The following is a 19,349-nucleotide window of genomic DNA, read 5'->3' as shown; positions in this document are numbered from 1 at the left end:
CCTCAAGCCTACCGAACGTCAGATCGTGACGCCGCCATCGACCAGCATCGCCTGGCCGGTGACAAACATGCTTTCATCACTGAGCAGATACACAACCATAGGTGTTATATCAGCTACCTGCGCCAACCGTCCCATCGGCTGGCGGGCGATGAAATCCTTCTCCGCCTGCACCGGATCGGCCGCCGCCGCGATGCGGCCGCGCAGGGAGGGGGTGTCCACGGTGCCGGGGCAGATCGCGTTACAGCGGATCCCCTGTTTGACGAAGTCCGCCGCGATCGCCTTGGTCAAGCCGATCACCGCCGCCTTGGTGGTGCCGTAGGCGGTGCGCACCGGGAAGCCCTTGATCGACGAGGCCATGGACGCCATATTCAGGATCGATGCGCTGCCGCCCTGCTCCGCCCGCCGCAGCATGCCCGGCAGCAATGCACGCGTCAGCCGGACCATTGAGGTCACATTCAGATTGACGCTGAACTCCCACGCCTCGTCGGACAGATCGAGGATGGTGCCGTGATGGACGAAACCGGCACAGTTGAACAGCCCGTCCAGATCCGGCAGTTGCTCCGCCAGCACTTGTATCGCCTGGGCATCCATCACATCCAGGTGGTGGGTCTCAATATTGGCGGACGCCGAGCGCAGTGTCTCCAGCGCCTCCTGATTCACATCGGTCGCGATCACCCTGGCACCCTCGGCCGCACAGGCCAGCGCACTGGCACGACCCATCCCCTGGCCCGCTGCCGTCATTAAAATGGTTTTACCTTCAAGCCGCATCTGCGTGTCTCCCGTTATTAAAGTCGTTACATCACCGCACCGATCTGCCAGGGCACGAACTCCGCGCCGCCGAATCCGAGCGCTTCGCTCTTGGTCTGCTCGCCCGACGCGACACGGATAATCAGTTCAAACAGCTCCCGGCCTTTATCTTCGATCGACACACCGTCGGTGACGATATCGCCGCAGTTGAGGTCCATATCCTCGGACAGACGTCGGTACATCTCGGAGTTGGTTGCCAGCTTGATACAGGGGGAGGGCTTGTAACCGGAGACCGAGCCCCGGCCGGTGGTGAAGACGATCAGGTTGGCGCCGGAGGCCACCTGTCCAGTCACGGAGCAGGGATCGAACCCCGGGCTGTCCATGAACACGAAGCCATGCTTGTCGATCTTCTCGGCAAACAGGTAGACGTCGGTCAACGGCGCCGAACCGCTCTTGGCAACCGCACCCAGGGATTTCTCCAGAATCGTGGTCAAGCCCCCGCGCTTGTTGCCCGGGCTGGGGTTGTTATCCAACTCGCCGCCGTTGCGGGCACAGTAGTCTTCCCACCAACGCACACGGGCGACCAGCTTATCACCCACCTCGGCCGACACGGCGCGGCGGGTCAACAGATGTTCGGCGCCATAGATCTCCGAGGTTTCCGACAGAATCGTGGTGCCGCCGTGGCGCACCAGCAGATCGGAAGCGTAACCCAGCGCCGGGTTGGCGGTGATGCCTGAATAGCCGTCGGAACCACCGCACTGCATCCCGACCGTGATCTCCGACACCGGTACCGGCGTGCGTTGTGCCCGGTTGGCGATCTCGGCGATGCCGCGTAGCTCCTCCAATCCGCGTTCGATAGTCTTGCGGGTGCCACCCTCGGCCTGGATCGTCATATAACGCAGGGCGCTATCGGCCCTGATCTGACGCCTGCCGACCAGGTCATCGATCTGCATCACTTCGCAGCCCAGCCCCACCAGCAGAATACCGCCAAAGTTGGGATGCTGGGCGTAGCCAGACAGAGTCCTGAACAGGGTCGCATAGCCCTCATCCTTGCCGGACATGCCGCAGCCGGAGCTGTGCACGATCGGCACTACACCGTCGATATTGGGAAAGGCATCCAGCAGACCGCTTTTTTCCGCCGCTTCGGCAATAAAGCGCGCCACCGAGCCAGCGCAGTTCACCGAGGTCAGTATGCCCAGGTAGTTGCGTGTTCCGGCACGCCCATCCGCACGTCGATAGCCCTGAAAGGTTCGCGCATTGGTTAGCGCTGCAAGCGTTTCACACTGACTGGAGAATCCGTAGTCCTGAGTGTGTTCCCCCATGCCGAGATTATGCACATGAACATGCTCGCCGAGGGCGATATCTCGCGTCGCCTGGCCGATGATCTGGCCGTAACGGATCACATTCCGTCCCTCCGCGATGGGATTCGACGCAATCTTGTGCCCCTGCGGCACGAGTTGCTGCAGAACGTCGGTGATACCGACCAGTTGAGTTCCCGCCGGAATATCCTCGAGCGCAACGACCACATTATCGTTTGGGTGTAAGCGGATGGTGCCTTGTGTCCCGCTCATCCGGCATCTCCCTTGAAAATTTATAGTGTTTGCTGTTTAAGTTATATTAGAACTAACATTGAGTGGTGCACATGTCAACTAACATGTTAGTATGCATAAGAAGAGAGGCAGCGTGTGGACAATGAGGTAAATCTTGGTATGGCGGGATTAACGGATATAGAGAGCCTGAACGGCTCACTGGCGCAGCGCGTCTATCAATCGTTGCGCGAAGCGATTCTGTCCATGGAACTGCCGCCGGGAACGGTGCTTAAGAAAGGCGCCCTGTGCGAACAGTTGGGTGTATCCCGGTCACCGGTATCCGAAGCGATCGCGCGGTTATCCCAGGAGGGGCTGGTCGATGTGATCCCCCAGTCGGCCACCCGTGTCTCCTGCTTCTCGATGGAGGAGATCCGGGAAGCCAGCTTCCTCAGGGAGGCGCTGGAAACCGCCGCGGTGGAAAAGGTGGCTACGCAACATACCGAAGAGCAACTGACACAGCTCACCCGCAACGTCAGGTTGCATGAGCTGCTGGTAGAGGACGGTGACCTGGATGGTGCCTACAAGGCAGACGAGGAGTTCCACGCCCTGATTATGGAGTTTACCGGTTTTCCCGGAGTATCCCTGGTCGCCTCCAACGTCTCGCTCCAGCTCAAGCGCGCGCGTTTGCTACTGCAACCGGAGCCCGGCCGTGCGTCGGAAGCGCTCAAGGAACACAGACAGGTGCTCGAGGCGATACGCGCCGGCGATCCGGTTAATGCACAGGTCAGGCTAAAGACGCATCTGCGGCAGTTGATTCCCCGGCTTGAGCCGCTGGAACAGCAGCACGCGGAGTATTTCCGCTCGCGTTGAACCGATGTAGCGAAGGCTGAACACAACATATAAAAAAGGAGACAGGCCATGTTACGTAATATTCCCGCGATTCTGTCGCCAGATCTACTCCATGCCCTGCGGGCCATGGGCCACGGCGACGAAATCGTCATCGCTGACGCCAACTTCCCTGCCGAGAGCAGCGCCCGACGCATCATCCGGTTGGATGGCGTATCGGCAACCGAGACCTTGCATGCCCTGCTGCAACTGATGCCGCTGGACACTTTCGACCCGAAACCGGCACTGACCATGCACGTGGTCGACGAGCCAGATACGGTTCCGGAGATCGTCGCCGCCTTTCAGGAGATCATCAACCACAGCGCCGACCATCCTGCCCCGATTCACGGCCTGGAGCGCTTCGCATTCTATGACCGCGCCCGCTCCGCCTACGCCATTATCCAAACCGGCGAGCAGCGCCTGTACGGCAATATCATCCTCAAGAAGGGGATCATCCGGCCATGAGAATCGACGCCCACCAACACTTCTGGCAGATCGCCCGCGGCGATTACGGTTGGCTGACACCGGAACTTACCCGACTATATCGCGATTTCCTGCCCGAAGATCTGCTCTCCATCATGGCGCACAACGGCATCGACGGCACGGTACTGGTTCAGGCCGCGCCGACCCGCGCCGAAACGGCGTTCATGCTCTCCCTGGCCGAGCGGCACGCGTTCATCAAAGGCGTGGTCGGTTGGGTGGATTTTGAAAGTGCGGATGTGGAAGCGGAGATCGCGCAACTGGCGGTGCAACCAAAAGTGGTCGGCCTGCGGCCGATGATTCAGGATATCCCCGATCCGGACTGGATGCTCAAGCCCGAGCTGGAGCGGGCGTTCAACGCCCTGATCGCCACCGACCTGACCTTCGATGCCCTCACCCTGCCCCAGCACCTACCCAACCTGTCGCGGCTGCTGCAACGCCACCCGGAGATGCGTGTGGTGATCGACCACGCCTCGAAACCCCGGATCCGCAGCGGCGAATTCGATCCCTGGGCCCAACAGATGGCGGGTCTGGCAGCAAACCCCAACGCCTACTGCAAACTCTCCGGCCTGATCACCGAAGCCGGTGACAACTGGACCCTGAACGATCTCAAGCCCTACGTCGACCATCTGTTGGATACCTTCGGCCCACAACGGCTGATCTGGGGCAGCGACTGGCCGGTGTGCCTGCTCGCCGGCGACTATCGGCGCTGGCTGAGCACAACGGAGCAACTGCTGGAAGGTGTCGCGGACACATCCGGGATCTTCGGCGGTAACGCACTGAGGGCTTACCGGATGTAACGCAGTCTATTCGACTCACTTCGCTTTCATCGATGCAGAGAGAGTCAAGTCATGACCGCCCATGAAGCGCTGACCCCAGCGATTTTGCAACAGGCGCTACCCATCCAACTCTCGTAGAATGTAGCTGACTCCCATCCATAATTAATGACCGAGACGAGTTTTTCGTTGTGCACTACTTGGATCATGGTTTTACGACAATCACACTCAGGATCAGCACAACACGTGTCAATAAAGCTGTATTCCCCATCGGGTAACTGTGGGCTTTGCTTTATTGATACCGTACGCACCTGATGTGCTTGTCCGAAGATCTCGCCAGCCGGTATAAACTCCATATTAGAAGGAATACATATAAAACTTTGAATCTACGGCCATAATGGGAAACGCCTGGGGTAGCCTGGATCGCGGAATCTCAATAAAACCATTTTTTTCATAAAATCTATGCGCTGCTATGAATTGGGCTGTGGTTCCCAAGTAGATATTCTCTACTTCGTTAGAACGTGCAAAATTAAGTGCATGATGTAGCAACGAGGATGATACCCCGTATTCCCTTCCTCTGAATTCTGGGTGCACAAACATTTTCCTTAGTGCAGCTTCGCCATTACCGATATCTAGAAGGGAGATTGTACCCACAACGTAACCGTTCATTCTAAGGCGTTCTGCCCATCCCATATGTCGCGCGCTAAGCTGGTCTCTTCATCTTTCAGGAGACCATCACATGAAGCAGTACACCCGCCGTACCCCACAACAGTGGCAAGTCATTATCGATCAGTGGCATGATAGTGGCCTGTCTGCCTCCCGCTTTTGTGAAGAGATGGCCGTAGGCTATGCCAGCTTCTGCAACTGGCGCAAACGGCTGGCAGCTGAGCGGCTTCCAGCCCCTCAATACAAGAGACCAGAAGACGCGACCTTCATTGACCTCGGTACCTTGTCAGCCAGTAGCCCAGGGAGTGGCTGGTCGATCGTACTCAGCCTGGGCGAGGGCATCGAACTACGCCTGAGTCGCCCCTGATGTTCGCGCCCGGCAATCTGGCTCGGATCTGGCTCTGCACCCAACCGACCGATATGCGCAAATCGTTTCAGGGGCTGAGCGCACTGGTGAAGAACCAGCTTGATCTCAACCCGCTCAGTGGTCAGTATTTCGTCTTCGTTAATCGGCGTAAGACCCATATGAAGGTGCTCTATTTTGAACCGTCCGGCTATTGCCTATGGAGCAAGCGGCTGGAACAGGGGCAGTTCCGCGTGAGCCCCTCATCGAGCGGACAACGTGCCTTGAGCTGGACCGACCTGCAACTGATTCTGGATGGCGTTGAAGTGCAAAAAACCCGTCAATACAAACGCTATCAACACCCGATGTAAGACCGGTTCTGGTATAATCCACCGCCATGAAAATGATGTCGACACCCCTTCAAACAACTTGCTCCGATGACGACCTGACGGTCGCAGAGCTGGCACGCCTGAACGCCGAGAACGGTGTACTGCGTGATGAAAACGCGGCTTTGAAACGTCGGGTTGCCTGGTTCGAGAAGCAGCTGTTCGGCGAGACATCGGAGAAGCGTCCGGTCGACAATCCTCATCAGCCCAGCCTGCTGGGCGAAGTGCCTCCGCTGACGGAGCCAGAAGGCGAACAGGTCACGATCACCTACCAGCGTGGCACAGCACTCAAACAACGTCCCGACGACTGCGTCAACGACACTGGCCTGCGCTTTAATAGCGAGGTGCCGGTTGAAGTGATCGAACTACCCGCACCAGAACTGGAGAGTGCTGACGCGGAGCAGTTCGAGATCATCGGCACCAAAAGCACCTTCCGACTGGCCCAGCGTCCGGCGAGCTATGTGGTGCTGCAGTACAACCGCCCGGTGGTCAAACGCAAGGGCGCTGATCAGCCACTGCCCAGCCCGGCTCCGAGCAATGTGCTGGATCGTAGCCTGGCAGATGTCAGTCTGCTGTCAGGTCTGCTGGTCGACAAGTTCCTGTATCACCTGCCGTTGCACCGTCAGCACCAACGTATCACTCAGGCTGGTATCACGCTGAGCCGGGCGACCCTGACCACGTTGGTCAAACGCGCCATCGAACTTCTGCGGCCAATCGTGGATGCCCAACTGATCAATGTGCTGCGCAGCCAGGTGTTGGCGATGGATGAAACCCCGATCAAAGCGGGCAAGGCCGCGAAAGGCAAATTGAAGCAGAGCTGGTTCTGGCCATTGTATGGTGATCAGGACGAAGTGGTGTTCACCTTCTCCGCCAGTCGGGGACGACAGCATATCGAGGCCGTCCTGAAGAAACAGTTCACCGGCACACTGATCAGCGACGGCTATGCGGCTTATGCCTGCTATGCTGAACAGAATGCTGGGATCACCCATGCTCAGTGCTGGGTACACAGCCGTCGTCAGTTCCTTGAGGCGGAGCAGGACGAGCCAGCGGCGGTACGCCAGGCGCTGGATCATATCGCTGAACTGTACCGAATCGAGGAGCAGATCCGGTCACAAGGCCTGAGCAGTGAGAAGAAACATCTGTATCGACTGGCGTGCAGCAAACCCGTGGTGGACACCTTCTTCGAGTGGTGTGAGCGCCAGTTACAACGCAACGATCTGACGCCGAAGAATCCGTTGCTGCAAGCGGTTCATTACGTGCTGAAACGGAAGACAGAGCTACGGGTATTCCTGGAGGATCCGGAGGTGCCGCTGGATACCAATCATCTGGAGCGAACCCTGCGTCCGATCCCAATGGGGCGTAAAGCCTGGTTGTTCTGTTGGACGGAACTGGGTGCCGAACATGTGGGTATTATCCAGAGCCTGATCAGCACCTGTAAACTGCACGGAATCGACCCCTATACCTATTTGACTGACGTACTGCTGCGGGTGAATGAGCATCCGGCCAGCCGTGTACTGGAGTTGACACCACGTGTGTGGAAGCAGCGGTTCGCGGAGCAGCCACTGCGGTCGGACCTGTACCGAGCGGTAGAGCGCATCACGGATTGACGGTTCCGCTGCATCCCTGCAGCGCTCGTCTCGTCCTGAAAAGGGACAGAGGCTCTCGTCTTGAGAGTTCGGCCGTCCCTGGCCCCTCTGTCTGATATAACCTTATCGCCTGACTATCTGGGTGTATATAGGAAAAAATCCTAAATGCTCAATCGTCCGTTGATATGAGGCATTGCCGGTTACAGTCGTCACAATGTCAATGACGCCTTAGAATGAACGGTTACCCCACAACGGTATTCTGATGAAGCGATACCCAGAAATTTCCGCTTCCATGTTGGTAATAACTCGGAATATCTTGAAGATCAGTTTGCTGTTCCTCAGTTATTGGAATGTCGAATTCATTATTCTGAATATTCAGTATCAGATCGATAACGGACCTTTTATTCTCGGGCTTATACTCTAAAATATTCATCATTGTCTCCATTTCAAAAGCCCTCTAACGCGAAGCGCACCGGTGACTTTGCCGCAGCGACGCGGAGGCAAAGGCATCCGTGTGACGCGCCGCGCCGGTTAGCTGCTACCAAGCATGTACGCACGAAGCTGCCGCTCCTCTCGCATGACACATAGAGGTGTGGCTTGGCGCTTAAGATTTGTAACAAGCTCAACTTTCAGGGGCTCACCCTGATCCGAAACAATAGTGCTACTATAGTATCACTTTGTGGGTAGGGCAATCACAGCTAGACACGCATAAAGACCTCTTTGAAGTAGCCTACATTGAAGATAGCCATACTGTAAGCCTGCAGAAGTTGATTCGTAAGCTCGGTGCAGTTGATAGTCGGGAAATAGAGATGAAGCAGGGAAATAAGATTACGAGGGTATTGCCTGGAGATTCATCTGAGGCATCGCTAATTCCGTGGGAACGGTGACGGCGAACCATCACCAGCATCCCACCGGTCGGTGGCTCAGGCAAAGACGAAGTACTTGCGCACCGTTTCTACCACTTCCCACGTCCCCTTCATGCCGGGTTCAATCACGAACACATCCCCAGCCTTCAGGTGCACCGGTTGCTCGCCTTCCGGAGTGATGATGCAGTAGCCATCAAGGAAATGGCAATACTCCCACTTATCATAGTCCACCTCAAACTTGCCCGGGGTGCAGATCCACGTGCCCATGATCTTGCTGCCATCCTTGGAGAGGTACGCATTGAGGTTCACAGTGTGCGGGTCGCCTCCGATACGCTTCCACTTGGTAGCATCAACAACCGGGGTGGGGCAGGTTTCGCGCAAAACGGTAATGAAGTCGGACATGTAAGCTCCAAACAATCGGGTAAAAGAGGCCTCTACCTTAAGTCCATCACCATACATGGGCTTGCCTACCACCGACCCGAACTCGTCTGTAAGCGCTGGCAGAGCTATGATCTCTTCAACGCGGTAGTGGTCGGCCGCATTGGCTTGTTAAGTTCAATTTCCATAGGCTGATAGATCAGACCTGCTGATTCTCCTGTTGCACCGCTACATTCGAAACCATACTTCTTATATGCAGGAACTGAGGACAAGGATGCTCTTACAGTAACAGTATCAACCTTCGCATAATCCAGGGCAGATAAAAGCAGTTTCTTCCCAACACCTTTCTTCTGGTGCTCAGGGGCGACAAAAAGCATTGCAATGTGACGACCTTCTTTGAGTTCGACTACACCTTCAAGTTTTCCATCGCACTCTGCGACAAGCATCAGATTATCGCCCTTCGTTCGGTCAAAGAAGGCATTACTTGCAGCAATCTTCGAAAAGGTTGAGCTTCCCTCCTCAGATAAAGTACCTGCAACAGAGTGCAAAAACGAAGCGATGCAAGTGGCGCTTACAGCGTCAAGATCCTTCTCTTCCATTTTCCTGACAATCACCGAAACCTCCACATAAATAAAATAAGCCTCAATAGGTATTGGCCGCCTCTTCCCACAAGAGCAGCGAAACGATGGCCAAGTAACAGGAGACAATTGGGATCTGGTGATTCGCCATTCGACTTGAGTCCAACCTCTGCTCAACATCCAAGCAGGCGTCGGCCGAGTTATTGCCGTCGCCCCATTTGAATCAACTCTCCAGCTGCAACTTCATTTCCAGCAGCGAACCTCGAAAGCCAAACTTCTCATACGCTCGAACAGCGGAATTATTCTCCGCATACACATCAAGATAGAAGTCGGTGACCCCTCGTTGTTGGCCCCAACTGACCAGATCATTCAAGATCACCTTGTTTAACCCGAGCCCTCTGTACTCCTCTGCCACATACATGAAACCCAAATACCCATGGTTGTCATGATCCAAGGCAGGCTTCGAGTGGCGAACCTGAACGTACCCAGTAGCGACAATGTCGCCAGAAACTTCTCCAACGACCAACCTGCTATCACGATCAGAAATCAGCTTTTCCCGCCGTGTCAGAGTAGTTGTCCGGTCTTCTTTTCACAATAGTTAGTGTCAGACGGCGGGTGGTTAGCAGGTTCAAATGGCTGTTTATTCACCAGTAAGAAAAGAAGCAATATTAAAGAAGTTATTACCGCCGTTAAATCGCTCCGTGGCGCAGTTGGCTACAGAGGAAGGCATTTCTGAGCAGACGCTGTACAATTGGCGCAATCAGTTAAAAGCTCAAGGATATGCCGTGCCGGTCAGTGGACAAAAGCCTGATGATTGGTCAGGAGAAGCAAAGTTGGCGGTGGTGATTGAAACTGCCCCGTTATCAGAAACCGAGTTAAGCCAGTATTGCCGAGAAAAAGGCTTGTTGGTTGAGCAGGTTAAAGAGTGGCGCAGCGCCTGTGTGATGGGCAATGTGAGCGAGGTTCAGCACAAGGCTGCTGAGAAAAAGCAGGCCAGAGAAGATAAAAAGCGGATTAAGCAGTTAGAGCGCGAGCTAAACCGTAAAGAGAAAGCTCTGGCGGAGGCGGCAGCGTTGCTGGTCCTGCGAAAAAAGCTCAGAGCGTACTACGGCGAGGAGGACGAGGACAGTTAACGACGGTGAGCGAGCGCAACTTAAACCTAAGCTGGTTTGATGAAGCCGTGTTAGCGGGAGCCAGGCGCGATAAGGCCGCTCAGGAGCTTGAGATACCATTGCGCTCACTTCGCCGTTGGCGCGATGAGCAAGGCGCTGTGCTCGAAGATAAGCGGCCCACGGCAATAAGACCAGAGCCGAAGAACAAGCTTAATGAAGCCGAGCGCGAGCAGATATTAGCAACGTGTAATCGCGACGAATACGCCAGCTTGCCGCCATCACAAATTGTGCCACGGCTGGCAGATGATGGTGTCTACTTGGCCTCGGAATCGACGATGTACAGGGTGCTTAAAGCGGCAAATCAGCAACACCACCGAGGCAAAAGCAAAGCACCGGTGAGCCGAGCTAAGCCTACCAGTTACAGTGCTTCAGCACCAAACCAGGTGTGGTGTTGGGACATCAGCTATATGCCGTCTGGTATTCGAGGGCTGTACTGGTATTTATACGCGATCATCGATATTTACAGCCGAAAACTGGTCGCGTGGGAAGTGCACGAAAAAGAATGCAGCCAGTTGGCCAGTGAGCTGGTACAGCGCGCGTTACTGCGTGAGCAATGCTTGTTTAAGCCACTGGTGTTGCACTCGGATAACGGTAGCCCGATGAAAGGCAGCACGCTCAGGGTAAAATTGCAGGAGCTGGGTGTAACGTCCTCGTACAGCAGGCCCAGAGTGAGCAATGATAACCCGTATGTGGAATCGTTGTTCAAAACGGTGAAGTACTGCCCACAGTGGCCATCAGGCGGCTTTGCTACCTTAGAAAGCGCCAGAGTATGGATGATGGGTTTTACGACGTTCTATAACCATGAGCACCGCCATAGCGGTATACGGTTCGTGACACCGGTGCAGCGCCACAAGCAGCAAGACGAGGCACTTCTGGCAAAACGGAAGTCGGTGTATGAACAAGCGAAATCAGAGTATCCAGAGCGATGGTCTGGCAGAGCAACAAGAAACTGGACGCCTATAGGCTCAGTAAGTCTGAACCCAGATCGGGAAATCGTACCGGTTCAGGCAGCAGCGTAAAACGAGAAAATCGGACAACTACCTTGAAAAACTCCGTTTTCGATGTCGTAGTAATAGGCGCCTTTTTCTTTCAGAGACGCATTATACGGACGCTCAGCGTCAATCACTTTTTGTTCCAATGCCGCGAGAGAAGGATAGTCGTCAACTCTTGCTTCCCGCAAAATCAATCCATCTAAGCTCATCAACACTCCAGTCTCGCCATCTCGTCGAAAACATAACGCTAAAGCTCCAGCGCGCGGTTGGCCGCGTCGGTTAGAGCGCCTTGTTGGGCTATTCTCAGCCAGGCGCGAATGCTATTTGCCATTGCCGAGCTGTCCCCGAGAGGCGGCAGTGCCACCCACGTGCCCGAAACAACTTTGACCGACACAGGACACCCCTTCGCCCATGACACTTCCACCAATTCGTTACGCCCTAACGTATGGCACCGGAAATTATTCCGCATGCGAAGTGCATCAGGTTCGAGGCGAACGAAAGATGACATAGCGTCTGCTAGCCCAAAGGAGAACATTACAGCGAGCCCGCCCAATAGCCAAACCTGCCAGCTCAGACCCTCCATCTTCACGAGAGCCACGAAACCCGCTGCTGAGAATACAGCGCCTAAACCGACAACGGCGACTAGCCACCTACTTTGACGAAACTCCATGATATGCGATTACATTCCCCATTATTGAGCCCAACGCCCGCATTTGCGGCTGGTTTGTAGCGCAGCGGAAACCCAGTCCGACAACATGCGATTGATACTCATTGAGTCTTCTCCCCAGCCTAGCCAGGTTGGCCAAGCTGGAAGGCGACGAAACCCGACGCCTTGAATAGTACCAGCCACAGGTTAACCGATGAATGTCTGGTGCCCCTGCTGTCAGTACGGAAGCTGAAATCAGCAGGCGCTCATTGAACATGAGATAAGAGAGCCCCGATATGTGTTAGCCTACAGCCGCTCCCGCGCCTGCGCGGCTTTTCGCGCAGACGCCTTTTAGTCGGAGGCTGAGGATGTGGCTAAGACGCAGCTTGCGACAGCTTACCGACAACAGCCTCGAACAGTAGATCACTAACCGCTTCTATGTCCTTGTGCGACACACCCTGTAGTACCAGTGACTGCGCCCCCTGAGATGCCGCCCAAATGGCGCGCGCTGCAGCGTCAACCGGGCCGCGGAAACGCCCCATGTCCACCAGTCGTTGCACCCGCGAGTGCATCAGTGCATAGGCGTCAGCTATCAGCGCTGGTTGGGCGCGAGCGTGCTCCGTGATGAGTGCATACAGTACCGGATGCTTGAGCGCGAACTCCAGGGCGACATCCCACCCAAAGCGCAGCTGCACCAACGGATCGGCTGAAGGCGGCGGCGTGCGCTTGCGCTCCATGAATTCCGCCATCCCACGCTGAATCAATGCTCGCTCTAATCCGCCCTTGTCGCCGAAGTGGTGGTAAAGCGTAGGCGCTCTGACACCTGCAGCTTCGCAGACTGCACGCGTCGTCAGGCCGTCCGGGCCTTGTGCCTCAAGCAGCGCGACCGCCGCATCCAGAATCTTCGTTTCTGTGTTCATTTCAACCCTTTTAATGTGGGGCTTCTTGACAAGCCTATATCTTCGCTATACTTTATATATATCATCGATATACTAACGTTGTACCACTACTATACTACAGGAAGGTTTATCATGGCTCCTATTTGCTTAATCACCGGCGGTTCCGGATTCGTTGGCGGTCGCCTCATCGAACGCCTCATAGCCCAAGGGTGGCAGGTTCGAGCGCTGGCGCGCAGCGACGAAGCCATGCGAACTGTAGGAGAGCGTGGGGCGCAGGCCGTGCGCGGCTCGCTCGACGACATGGTCTCATTGACGATCGCCGCCCGCGACTGCGGCGTAATAATTCACGTCGCCGCCCTCTTCAAGTTGTGGGGCGATCGCGATGAATTCGAGCGATCCAACGTGCTAGGTACGGCCAACCTGCTACGTGCGGCGGAAGCGGCGTCGGTCAAGCGCTTCGTGCAGGTTGGCGCGGCGGCGGTGGTGATGGGTGACCTGGTGCCCATGCTTCAAGCCAACGAGTCGCTGCCGAGAAAGGAACGCGCCTGGGCACCATACAGCGCGTCCAAGGCGCGCAGCGAAGCGCTGGTGCTGGGCGCCAATCGCCCAGGCGTGTTTGAAACCGTCGTCATCCGCCCACCTATGATCTGGGGTGCTGGTATGCCGACGCTTGATCACATGATCGAAACCGTGAAAGCAGGCCAGTTTCGCTGGGTGGGCGATGGATCGCAGGCCATGTCTACAGCTCACGTAGACAACGTCTGCCATGCGGTCGAACTAGCTATCGAGAAGGGCCGCGGTGGCGAAGCTTACTTCGTCAGCGACGGCAACGACAGCACGCTGAAGCAGGTTCTATCCGGCTTGCTTCAGACGCGCGGTATCGAGCCGCCACGCGCTTCGGCACCACTGCCGGTAGCATGGGTTATGGCCAGCATGATGGAGTGGATGTGGCGCACCTTCTCGCGCCGGGGCGAGCCACCCATTACCCGCCAAATGCTTCGTTTGATCGGCAAACCATTCACGCTGGACATCGGCAAGGCGCAGCGCGAACTGGGCTACCAACCCATAGTGTCCTGGGAACAAGGGCTCAAAGCCATGCAGGGACGCTGAAGCAAATCGTTGTTGGGGTGAGGTACGTCAGCGCACAACGGCGCCCATCGGCCGCGTATTGATGTGCCTTGATATGTGTTGGCCGGCTAAGCATGCAACCACCAATACGCCATCACCGCCAAGCACCCTGCAACAAACCCATATTGCGGGCTCCAAGACCCACGCTTTAATGACCAAACCGAGCAAACTAGACCAAGCGCTCCAACCGGAAAGAAAAGGTTTACTCCGAGAATGAACCAAGCCTCACAATCAAAGCCATATGGGCGACCTTCGCAGATTCCCAGCCCCGCCCACAATGCCAGCAGCATTAAAAATGCTGATAGCAGTAGCTCAATCCAGGACAGGAATTTCAGCATTCATACCCCAATGGACACATAACGAGCCTGTCGGATTAGAGATTTTGAAATCAAAATCCCCAGCATCAACAGCCCGCCCTTCATTCTGGTGATTATTCCCCGTTCGAACCGATGATCTTAACCATCCATTCAAACAGCCCGTATTCAGTACGTGATGCGCTTGACGTAGCTTCATCAGCGTCAGCTGCCACTCAGTGATGCTGCTGACCCTGTGTCGCGATCTTCTCAATGTTATGCACCAGACAATACATCAACCACTGGGCATTGACTTTGGTTCTGCCTCTTAAGGTAAACCGATTCAGCCCCTTGTTGCATTCCAGATTGCCAAACAAAGGTTCCACGGTACCCAATAGCTGGCTGTAGATATGTCGTCCCATCGGGCTGGTTCTCTCGTCGCAGGCACTGATTCTTCAATGCGCAATCTCGGCAGGTCGTTTACCAGCTTGTGGCCAAGACATCCCTTACTGCATATCAAGAATCATTAAAGCAGTAGCGTTAAGCACGTGTATTGCTTATTGATAAACTCTTATTTAAACCTGTGCGAAGGATGCTTTCATAAAGTCCAGCAGCAGACGCAATTTTTTTGACTCTGCCGTTCCTGGTGGAAAGACAGCATACACTTCGATCCCTGTGCATTGATAGTCGGGTAAAATTCGTTCAAGAGTGCCTTTACGAATCCTTGGTAATGCGTCGTACATAGGAATTCGCCCTATTCCATTTCCACCTTCCAGAAAGATGGTTCTTGCTGCCGCATTGTTGGTACTCACAGCACCATGCACAGACAAACTAAAAGACTTAGAGCCTTGAAAAAGATGCACAGTGTTCGCAGCAGGAGTGTAGAGGACCCAATCGTGATCATAAAGCTCCTCGGGTTGAGTCGGTCGACCACGACGACGAAAATACTCTGGCGAGCCACACAAGCACGTCTCAAAGGTCTTTAACTTACTGGCTTGCAGACCAGAATCTGGCAAGGGTGCCCCACGTATTGCGAGGTCGATTCCATCCTTAATGATATTAACCACTTCATCGCTCAACGAAACATTCAGTTCAATTAACGGATAAAGTCGCCGAAATTCATTTAGTGCCGGCACAATTACGGTAGTTTTCAACCCAGTTGTCCATAAAGCTGCGCTTAGGCAGCTAATTTGTTGATCACCATCTCCTCTAGCTTTGCCGGATTCAGTGACACAGCCCCCTTGGGTGAGCAGTTTCTGGTCTCACCTGACCAACGGGCAGGGTTTTTCCGTTTCGCTTCTTCATACACGGCTTTGCGTTTGAGCAGCTGTGCTGAGTCGTCGCCTTGATGTCGGCTGTTAGGCGTCACGAAGTTGATGCCACTGTGCAGATGGCGGCCATTGTAGGCGTGCTCAAAGGCTAGCATCCAGTCACGAACAGCCTGAAGGGATGCAAAGCCGTTTGCGGGCCATTGCGGGCAGTATTTAACCGTTCTGAAGAGCGACTCAGAGTAAGGATTATCATTGCTGACGCGCGGGCGGCTATGTGACATCAGCATCCCCAACTCAGCCAGTCGTGTCCGCAGTGTATAAGATGTCATCGGGGCGCCATTATCCGAGTGCAACACCGGTGGGGTATGCCAACATACCTCACGGATCAGTGCCCGCTCTATCAGGTGTTTTGCCAGCTCACCAGACTCGGCTTCATGGACTTCCCATGCCACGATTTTGCGGCTGTAAATGTCCAGGATTAAATACAGATACCAGTGCTGCCCCTTCACGGTTGAGGCGCAGTAGCTAATGTCCCAACTCCATACTTCGTTAGGACGTGAGGCGGTATAACTGGTGGGCAGCGCGACCTTTTTGGCGGCCTGTGCGCGACCACGATGATTGAGCTGTTCATGCTTTTTCAGCACACGATAAAAGGTAGATTCCGAGGCCAGATAAAGACCCTTGTCTGCCAGTAAGGGAACGACCTGAGACGGCGGCAGGCTCTGGTATTCCGGCAGATTGCAGGTCGTCATGATCTGATGCTCCTCATCCTCTGTGAGCTGGTGTGGCTGGACGATGGGTTTAACCTCTGGGCGTTGATCTTTATTGATAGAGCCATCTGCTGAGCGCCAACGTTTCAATGTCCGTTGACTGATCCCGACCACTGCAGCAGCCTGATAGCGAGAAGCCCCTGTGGTAACGGCTTCATCAAAGCATGCCAATAACCTTGTACGATCGTGCAGCGGGGTTAGCTGTCCTCGTTGTCCGGATCTGTCCCATACAAGGCTTCGAGCTTTTTTGAGAGTACCAGCAGTGACGTGGTCTCAGCGAGTACACGATCTTTACGGCGCACTTCAGCCTGTAATCGCTTAATGGTTTTTTTATCCTGGCGCTGCTGTTTCTGAAGTACCTGATCCTGGCCTTTTTGCTGTGATGCGCCCTGAAGGCAGGCGGCTTTCCAGCGTTGAACCTGCTCTACATATAAGCCCTTTTCGCGGCAATAGTGGCTCAGTTCAGCTTCAGAAAGACTCGCCGTTTCGATCACGACGGCCAGCTTGGACTCTGGGGGCCAATCATCAGCTATATTACGGTCGCCTGGCACAGGCACTCCTTTTTGTCGGCACTGTTTTAACCAACTATACAGGGTCACATCTGAAATGCCTTCCTCGGAGGAAACAGATGTGACAGAGCGACTGACCGGTGGCAGTAGCTTTTTCAGTACAGCCGCTTTACGTTCATCGGAATAACGGGGCATACAAGCTCACATTCCACCCGCTCTGGTGTTAAGATTTGGCGACATCGCCAACTGGACAACTAGGCTAACAGAGCGGGATTACCTGTAATCCCAAGTTTACTGGACAAGAGATTCTCAATTTTCCTTCAGGTTCTTGTTTGGCTTTTTCTATCTGTCGATTCGCTTCGTGCGCTTGAAACGCGATGGCTCGACATCGCTGATAGTAAGCCTCTCCCGTTTCGGTCAGTGACAAAGACCGCGTAGTACGATTCAACAGCTTTACACCAAGTTGCTCTTCTAGTTTTTTCAGGTGATAACTCACCACACCACGGGAAATCCCCATGAATTTAGCGGCGGCGGTTAAGCTCCCTTGGTCCACCACTTGGGCAAATACCACCATACTTTTTAACTGCTCAAACGAGACTTCCATCGTGACGACTCTTTTTGATGATGAGTAGTAACCGGGTTTTATTGTATCAATTATCAAACCAATGAAGTCAAAAACACCCCCATTATGTCTATTCGATAAATTAGATAGACTAATCTCAAGTTAACCAAGCCCTTATTCAAACACTTAGGAGTCTCTTATGAGCACGAAAAAAATTCTGGTCGTTCTAACATCACATTCTGATTTAGGCGATACAGGCCACAAAACAGGCTTTTGGGTAGAAGAATTCGCCGCACCTTACTACGCATTTATTGATGCAGGTGCCGAAGTGACAGTGGCAACACCAAAAGGTGGACAAGCACCAATTGATCCGAACAGTGCCGAGTTATTGTCAAATCTGGTGTTCAGCAGCCTGATCAAGCGGCGCTCCTCTGGTCGGATGTTGGCACCTCTTCTCCATCCCTGAACTTTACTCCGGTAATGACTTTGGCAAGATAGTCAAAGCCCCGTAGTTTTCTCCATTTTCCTTCAGCACACATGCCCAGCTTGAACATCATATGCAGCATGCCCGCTCTCGACAGGCAACCTTTTGAGCGCTTGGTCCGGTGGCGTATCGTACCGAACGTTGACTCAATCGGGTTCGTCGTCCTTATGCTTTGCCAGTGCGGGGCCGGGAAGTCGAAGAAGCTCAACAGCTCTTCATGATCCTTTAGCAGACACTCAGCCACCTTAGGGTACTTTGCCTGATACGTTCTGATGAAGGTATCGAACGCCTTTTCAGCATCGGCTCGTGTCTCAGCCTGCCAGATATCATGCAGCGCCTGCTTGGCTTTAGGCTGACTTGACTTCGGCAGTCGATTCAAGACATTGGCCGTTTTGTGCACCCAGCAGCGCTGCTGACGTGTCGATGGGTACACGTCCTCCAGCGCTGCCCAGAACCCCATCGCGCCATCGCCTACGGCCAACTCGGGTGCATTCATCCCGCGTCCCTTGAGACTTTCCAGCACGGCTTTCCAGCTTAGTGTCGACTCGCGTGCACCATCCTCAATGGCCAGGAAGTGCTTCTCGCCACGCTCATTGACGCCCATCACTACCAGCGCGCATAGCTTACTCTCCTCTGATCGCAGACCACTGTAGATGCCATCAGCCCAGATGTAGACCCAGCGGTCCTTATCCAGCGATCGCTTGCGCCACGCCTCATACTCATCGGCCCACTGGCGCTTCAGTCGTGACACCGTGTTGGCAGATAGCCCCTTTGCTTCAGGCCCTACCAGAGCTGACAGCGCCTCCTCCATCTCACCAGTCGATATTCCTTTCAGGTACAACCAAGGCAGGGCAGCCTCCAGACTCCGGGTCTTGCGAACATACGGCGGCACCAGTGCAGACCGAAAGGTCACCGCTTCACCATCCTTGCTGCGAACCTTGGGCACTTTCACTGTAACCGGGCCAATGCCGGTTTGGATCTCGCGCTCAGGCAAGTAGCCATTACGGACGATGGAGGCTCTACCATCATCCAATCGGCGATCCTGGTACGCCTCCATGAAGACAGCTAGCTCTGCCTCAATCGCTTGATGGATCAGATCCCGCGCTCCTTGGCGCAACAGATCAGATAACGGATCTCTTGTCTGATCTCGACGGGCAAACTCAACAAGGGTATTCTTGTTCATGGCGGTGTATCTCTTCTGTTGATTCGTTTTTTGGCGATTACAAATCAACCAGATACGCCGCTTTTTTTCAACTCTTCCGAACACCAGATTCAGTTATAACTCAACAGTGCCGCACCAGATGCACAAACAGACGCCACTCGTCGTTTTTATGAAGATCAAACCGCGCAAGATGCTATCAGTAATACGCTCAAACTTGCCGACATGAAACAAGACGGATTTG

The 19,349-nt window shown here is 54.5% G+C and carries 21 protein-coding genes and 1 pseudogene; 9 read left to right on the top strand and 13 right to left on the bottom strand.

Annotation, left to right across the window (positions count from 1 at the left end; genetic code table 11):
- Positions 1–18: 18 nt before the first annotated feature.
- Both ACK3CJ_RS08735 and ACK3CJ_RS08730 read right to left on the bottom strand, forming a co-directional pair.
- Complete coding sequence (locus ACK3CJ_RS08735) at positions 19–768, bottom strand: SDR family oxidoreductase (RefSeq protein WP_409526032.1); 750 nt, start codon at positions 766–768, stop codon at positions 19–21.
- Positions 769–794: 26 nt separating this feature from the next.
- Positions 795–2,318, bottom strand: coding sequence for a UxaA family hydrolase (locus ACK3CJ_RS08730; RefSeq protein WP_409526031.1), 1,524 nt, complete (start codon positions 2,316–2,318; stop codon positions 795–797).
- Positions 2,319–2,432: 114 nt separating this feature from the next.
- Between ACK3CJ_RS08730 and ACK3CJ_RS08725 the strand changes: the two genes are divergently transcribed.
- The 3 genes from ACK3CJ_RS08725 to ACK3CJ_RS08715 are packed head-to-tail and all read left to right on the top strand — an operon-like array spanning position 2,433 to position 4,441.
- Positions 2,433–3,146: a GntR family transcriptional regulator gene (locus ACK3CJ_RS08725; RefSeq protein ID WP_409526030.1), complete on the top strand. Its 714-nt coding sequence runs from the start codon at positions 2,433–2,435 to the stop codon at positions 3,144–3,146.
- Positions 3,147–3,194: 48 nt separating this feature from the next.
- On the top strand, positions 3,195–3,626 hold the full coding sequence (locus ACK3CJ_RS08720; RefSeq protein ID WP_409526029.1) for an RbsD/FucU family protein: 432 nt from the start codon (positions 3,195–3,197) through the stop codon (positions 3,624–3,626).
- Positions 3,623–4,441, top strand: a complete 819-nt coding sequence (locus ACK3CJ_RS08715; protein ID WP_409526028.1) for an amidohydrolase family protein — start codon at positions 3,623–3,625, stop codon at positions 4,439–4,441. The genes ACK3CJ_RS08720 and ACK3CJ_RS08715 overlap by 4 nt, the downstream gene beginning before the upstream one ends.
- A 333-nt stretch (positions 4,442–4,774) precedes the next feature.
- Here ACK3CJ_RS08715 and ACK3CJ_RS08710 read toward each other — a convergent pair whose 3' ends face one another.
- Positions 4,775–5,086, bottom strand: a complete 312-nt coding sequence (locus tag ACK3CJ_RS08710; protein ID WP_409526027.1) for a GNAT family N-acetyltransferase — start codon at positions 5,084–5,086, stop codon at positions 4,775–4,777.
- 70 nt (positions 5,087–5,156) lie between these two features.
- Between ACK3CJ_RS08710 and tnpA the strand changes: the two genes are divergently transcribed.
- From tnpA to tnpC, 3 genes are read left to right on the top strand one after another with little or no spacing between them, the layout of a single operon-like run.
- On the top strand, positions 5,157–5,450 hold the full coding sequence (gene tnpA, locus ACK3CJ_RS08705) for an IS66 family insertion sequence element accessory protein TnpA (protein WP_409526026.1): 294 nt from the start codon (positions 5,157–5,159) through the stop codon (positions 5,448–5,450).
- Positions 5,450–5,797, top strand: a complete 348-nt coding sequence (gene tnpB / locus ACK3CJ_RS08700) for an IS66 family insertion sequence element accessory protein TnpB (protein WP_409523037.1) — start codon at positions 5,450–5,452, stop codon at positions 5,795–5,797. Before tnpA ends, tnpB begins: the two co-directional genes overlap by 1 nt.
- Positions 5,798–5,823: 26 nt before the next feature.
- Positions 5,824–7,419, top strand: coding sequence for an IS66 family transposase (gene tnpC / locus ACK3CJ_RS08695; protein ID WP_409523038.1), 1,596 nt, complete (start codon positions 5,824–5,826; stop codon positions 7,417–7,419).
- Positions 7,420–8,321: 902 nt separating this feature from the next.
- On the opposite strand, the gene ACK3CJ_RS08690 is transcribed toward tnpC, so the two are convergent.
- The 3 genes from ACK3CJ_RS08690 to ACK3CJ_RS08680 form a co-directional block, all read right to left on the bottom strand.
- Positions 8,322–8,666 carry a cupin domain-containing protein gene (locus ACK3CJ_RS08690; protein WP_409526025.1) on the bottom strand — a complete coding sequence of 115 codons (345 nt, stop codon included), beginning with the start codon at positions 8,664–8,666 and terminating at the stop codon, positions 8,322–8,324.
- Positions 8,667–8,770: 104 nt separating this feature from the next.
- Positions 8,771–9,256: a GNAT family N-acetyltransferase gene (locus ACK3CJ_RS08685; RefSeq protein WP_409526024.1), complete on the bottom strand. Its 486-nt coding sequence runs from the start codon at positions 9,254–9,256 to the stop codon at positions 8,771–8,773.
- Positions 9,257–9,443: 187 nt separating this feature from the next.
- Entirely contained in the window at positions 9,444–9,746 is a 303-nt protein-coding gene (locus tag ACK3CJ_RS08680; protein WP_409526023.1) for a GNAT family N-acetyltransferase, read from the bottom strand.
- A gap of 106 nt (positions 9,747–9,852) precedes the next feature.
- Between ACK3CJ_RS08680 and ACK3CJ_RS08675 the strand changes: the two genes are divergently transcribed.
- A protein-coding gene (locus ACK3CJ_RS08675) for an IS3 family transposase (RefSeq protein WP_409522522.1) occupies positions 9,853–11,411 on the top strand; the annotation gives its coding sequence in 2 pieces (ribosomal slippage) (positions 9,853–10,339 and positions 10,339–11,411; 1,560 coding nt in all).
- Here the strand turns inward: ACK3CJ_RS08675 and ACK3CJ_RS08670 are convergent.
- Together ACK3CJ_RS08670 and ACK3CJ_RS08665 are read right to left on the bottom strand one after the other, a co-directional pair.
- Entirely contained in the window at positions 11,396–11,593 is a 198-nt protein-coding gene (locus ACK3CJ_RS08670) for a hypothetical protein (protein ID WP_409526022.1), read from the bottom strand. The genes ACK3CJ_RS08675 and ACK3CJ_RS08670 overlap by 16 nt on opposite strands.
- Before the next feature lie 811 nt (positions 11,594–12,404).
- Complete coding sequence (locus tag ACK3CJ_RS08665) at positions 12,405–12,950, bottom strand: TetR/AcrR family transcriptional regulator (protein WP_409526021.1); 546 nt, start codon at positions 12,948–12,950, stop codon at positions 12,405–12,407.
- A 111-nt stretch (positions 12,951–13,061) separates the two neighbouring features.
- Here ACK3CJ_RS08665 and ACK3CJ_RS08660 point away from each other — a divergent pair, with 111 nt between their 5' ends.
- Complete coding sequence (locus tag ACK3CJ_RS08660; protein WP_409526020.1) at positions 13,062–14,039, top strand: NAD-dependent epimerase/dehydratase family protein; 978 nt, start codon at positions 13,062–13,064, stop codon at positions 14,037–14,039.
- A 547-nt stretch (positions 14,040–14,586) separates the two neighbouring features.
- On the opposite strand, the gene ACK3CJ_RS08655 is transcribed toward ACK3CJ_RS08660, so the two are convergent.
- The 4 genes from ACK3CJ_RS08655 to ACK3CJ_RS08640 all read right to left on the bottom strand — a co-directional run bounded on the left by ACK3CJ_RS08655 (position 14,587) and on the right by ACK3CJ_RS08640 (position 17,504).
- Positions 14,587–14,802 (bottom strand): transposase, encoded by a 216-nt coding sequence (locus tag ACK3CJ_RS08655; protein ID WP_409526569.1) that lies wholly within the window; start codon positions 14,800–14,802, stop codon positions 14,587–14,589.
- A 123-nt stretch (positions 14,803–14,925) separates the two neighbouring features.
- Positions 14,926–15,504: a substrate binding domain-containing protein gene (locus ACK3CJ_RS08650; protein ID WP_409526019.1), complete on the bottom strand. Its 579-nt coding sequence runs from the start codon at positions 15,502–15,504 to the stop codon at positions 14,926–14,928.
- Between the two features lie 23 nt (positions 15,505–15,527).
- Positions 15,528–17,095, bottom strand: a protein-coding gene (locus tag ACK3CJ_RS08645; protein ID WP_409526018.1) for an IS3 family transposase whose coding sequence is annotated in 2 segments (ribosomal slippage) — positions 15,528–16,607 and positions 16,610–17,095 — 1,566 coding nt in all. Because the reading frame shifts where the segments join, the coding sequence is not laid out codon by codon here.
- 64 nt (positions 17,096–17,159) lie between these two features.
- The gene (locus ACK3CJ_RS08640; RefSeq protein ID WP_409526017.1) at positions 17,160–17,504 is read right to left on the bottom strand and encodes a LysR family transcriptional regulator; all 345 of its coding nucleotides are present in this window, start codon (positions 17,502–17,504) and stop codon (positions 17,160–17,162) included.
- A 157-nt stretch (positions 17,505–17,661) separates the two neighbouring features.
- Here ACK3CJ_RS08640 and ACK3CJ_RS08635 point away from each other — a divergent pair.
- Positions 17,662–17,841 (top strand): annotated as a pseudogene (locus ACK3CJ_RS08635) (type 1 glutamine amidotransferase domain-containing protein); the annotation flags it as partial.
- A gap of 37 nt (positions 17,842–17,878) precedes the next feature.
- Here ACK3CJ_RS08635 and ACK3CJ_RS08630 read toward each other — a convergent pair.
- Positions 17,879–19,129 carry an IS256 family transposase gene (locus ACK3CJ_RS08630; RefSeq protein WP_409522858.1) on the bottom strand — a complete coding sequence of 417 codons (1,251 nt, stop codon included), beginning with the start codon at positions 19,127–19,129 and terminating at the stop codon, positions 17,879–17,881.
- Positions 19,130–19,349 lie beyond the last annotated feature (220 nt).

The sequence above is a fragment of the Nitrincola salilacus genome (assembly GCF_046271865.1).
GTDB lineage: Bacteria > Pseudomonadota > Gammaproteobacteria > Pseudomonadales > Balneatricaceae > Nitrincola > Nitrincola salilacus.
The sequence above is the reverse complement of the archived record's forward strand: the minus strand, read 5'-3'. Positions and strand labels throughout refer to the sequence as shown.

Excerpts from the sequence above, each read along its gene's own strand:
- ACK3CJ_RS08735 (WP_409526032.1), bottom strand. The coding sequence starts at position 768 with ATGCGGCTTGAAGGTAAAACCATTTTAATGACGGCAGCGGGCCAGGGG.
- ACK3CJ_RS08730 (WP_409526031.1), bottom strand. The coding sequence starts at position 2,318 with ATGAGCGGGACACAAGGCACCATCCGCTTACACCCAAACGATAATGTG.
- ACK3CJ_RS08720 (WP_409526029.1), top strand. The coding sequence starts at position 3,195 with ATGTTACGTAATATTCCCGCGATTCTGTCGCCAGATCTACTCCATGCC.
- ACK3CJ_RS08715 (WP_409526028.1), top strand. The coding sequence starts at position 3,623 with ATGAGAATCGACGCCCACCAACACTTCTGGCAGATCGCCCGCGGCGAT.
- ACK3CJ_RS08710 (WP_409526027.1), bottom strand. The coding sequence starts at position 5,086 with ATGAACGGTTACGTTGTGGGTACAATCTCCCTTCTAGATATCGGTAAT.
- tnpA (WP_409526026.1), top strand. The coding sequence starts at position 5,157 with ATGAAGCAGTACACCCGCCGTACCCCACAACAGTGGCAAGTCATTATC.
- tnpB (WP_409523037.1), top strand. The coding sequence starts at position 5,450 with ATGTTCGCGCCCGGCAATCTGGCTCGGATCTGGCTCTGCACCCAACCG.
- tnpC (WP_409523038.1), top strand. The coding sequence starts at position 5,824 with ATGAAAATGATGTCGACACCCCTTCAAACAACTTGCTCCGATGACGAC.
- ACK3CJ_RS08690 (WP_409526025.1), bottom strand. The coding sequence starts at position 8,666 with ATGTCCGACTTCATTACCGTTTTGCGCGAAACCTGCCCCACCCCGGTT.
- ACK3CJ_RS08670 (WP_409526022.1), bottom strand. The coding sequence starts at position 11,593 with ATGAGCTTAGATGGATTGATTTTGCGGGAAGCAAGAGTTGACGACTAT.
- ACK3CJ_RS08665 (WP_409526021.1), bottom strand. The coding sequence starts at position 12,950 with ATGAACACAGAAACGAAGATTCTGGATGCGGCGGTCGCGCTGCTTGAG.
- ACK3CJ_RS08660 (WP_409526020.1), top strand. The coding sequence starts at position 13,062 with ATGGCTCCTATTTGCTTAATCACCGGCGGTTCCGGATTCGTTGGCGGT.
- ACK3CJ_RS08640 (WP_409526017.1), bottom strand. The coding sequence starts at position 17,504 with ATGGAAGTCTCGTTTGAGCAGTTAAAAAGTATGGTGGTATTTGCCCAA.
- ACK3CJ_RS08630 (WP_409522858.1), bottom strand. The coding sequence starts at position 19,129 with ATGAACAAGAATACCCTTGTTGAGTTTGCCCGTCGAGATCAGACAAGA.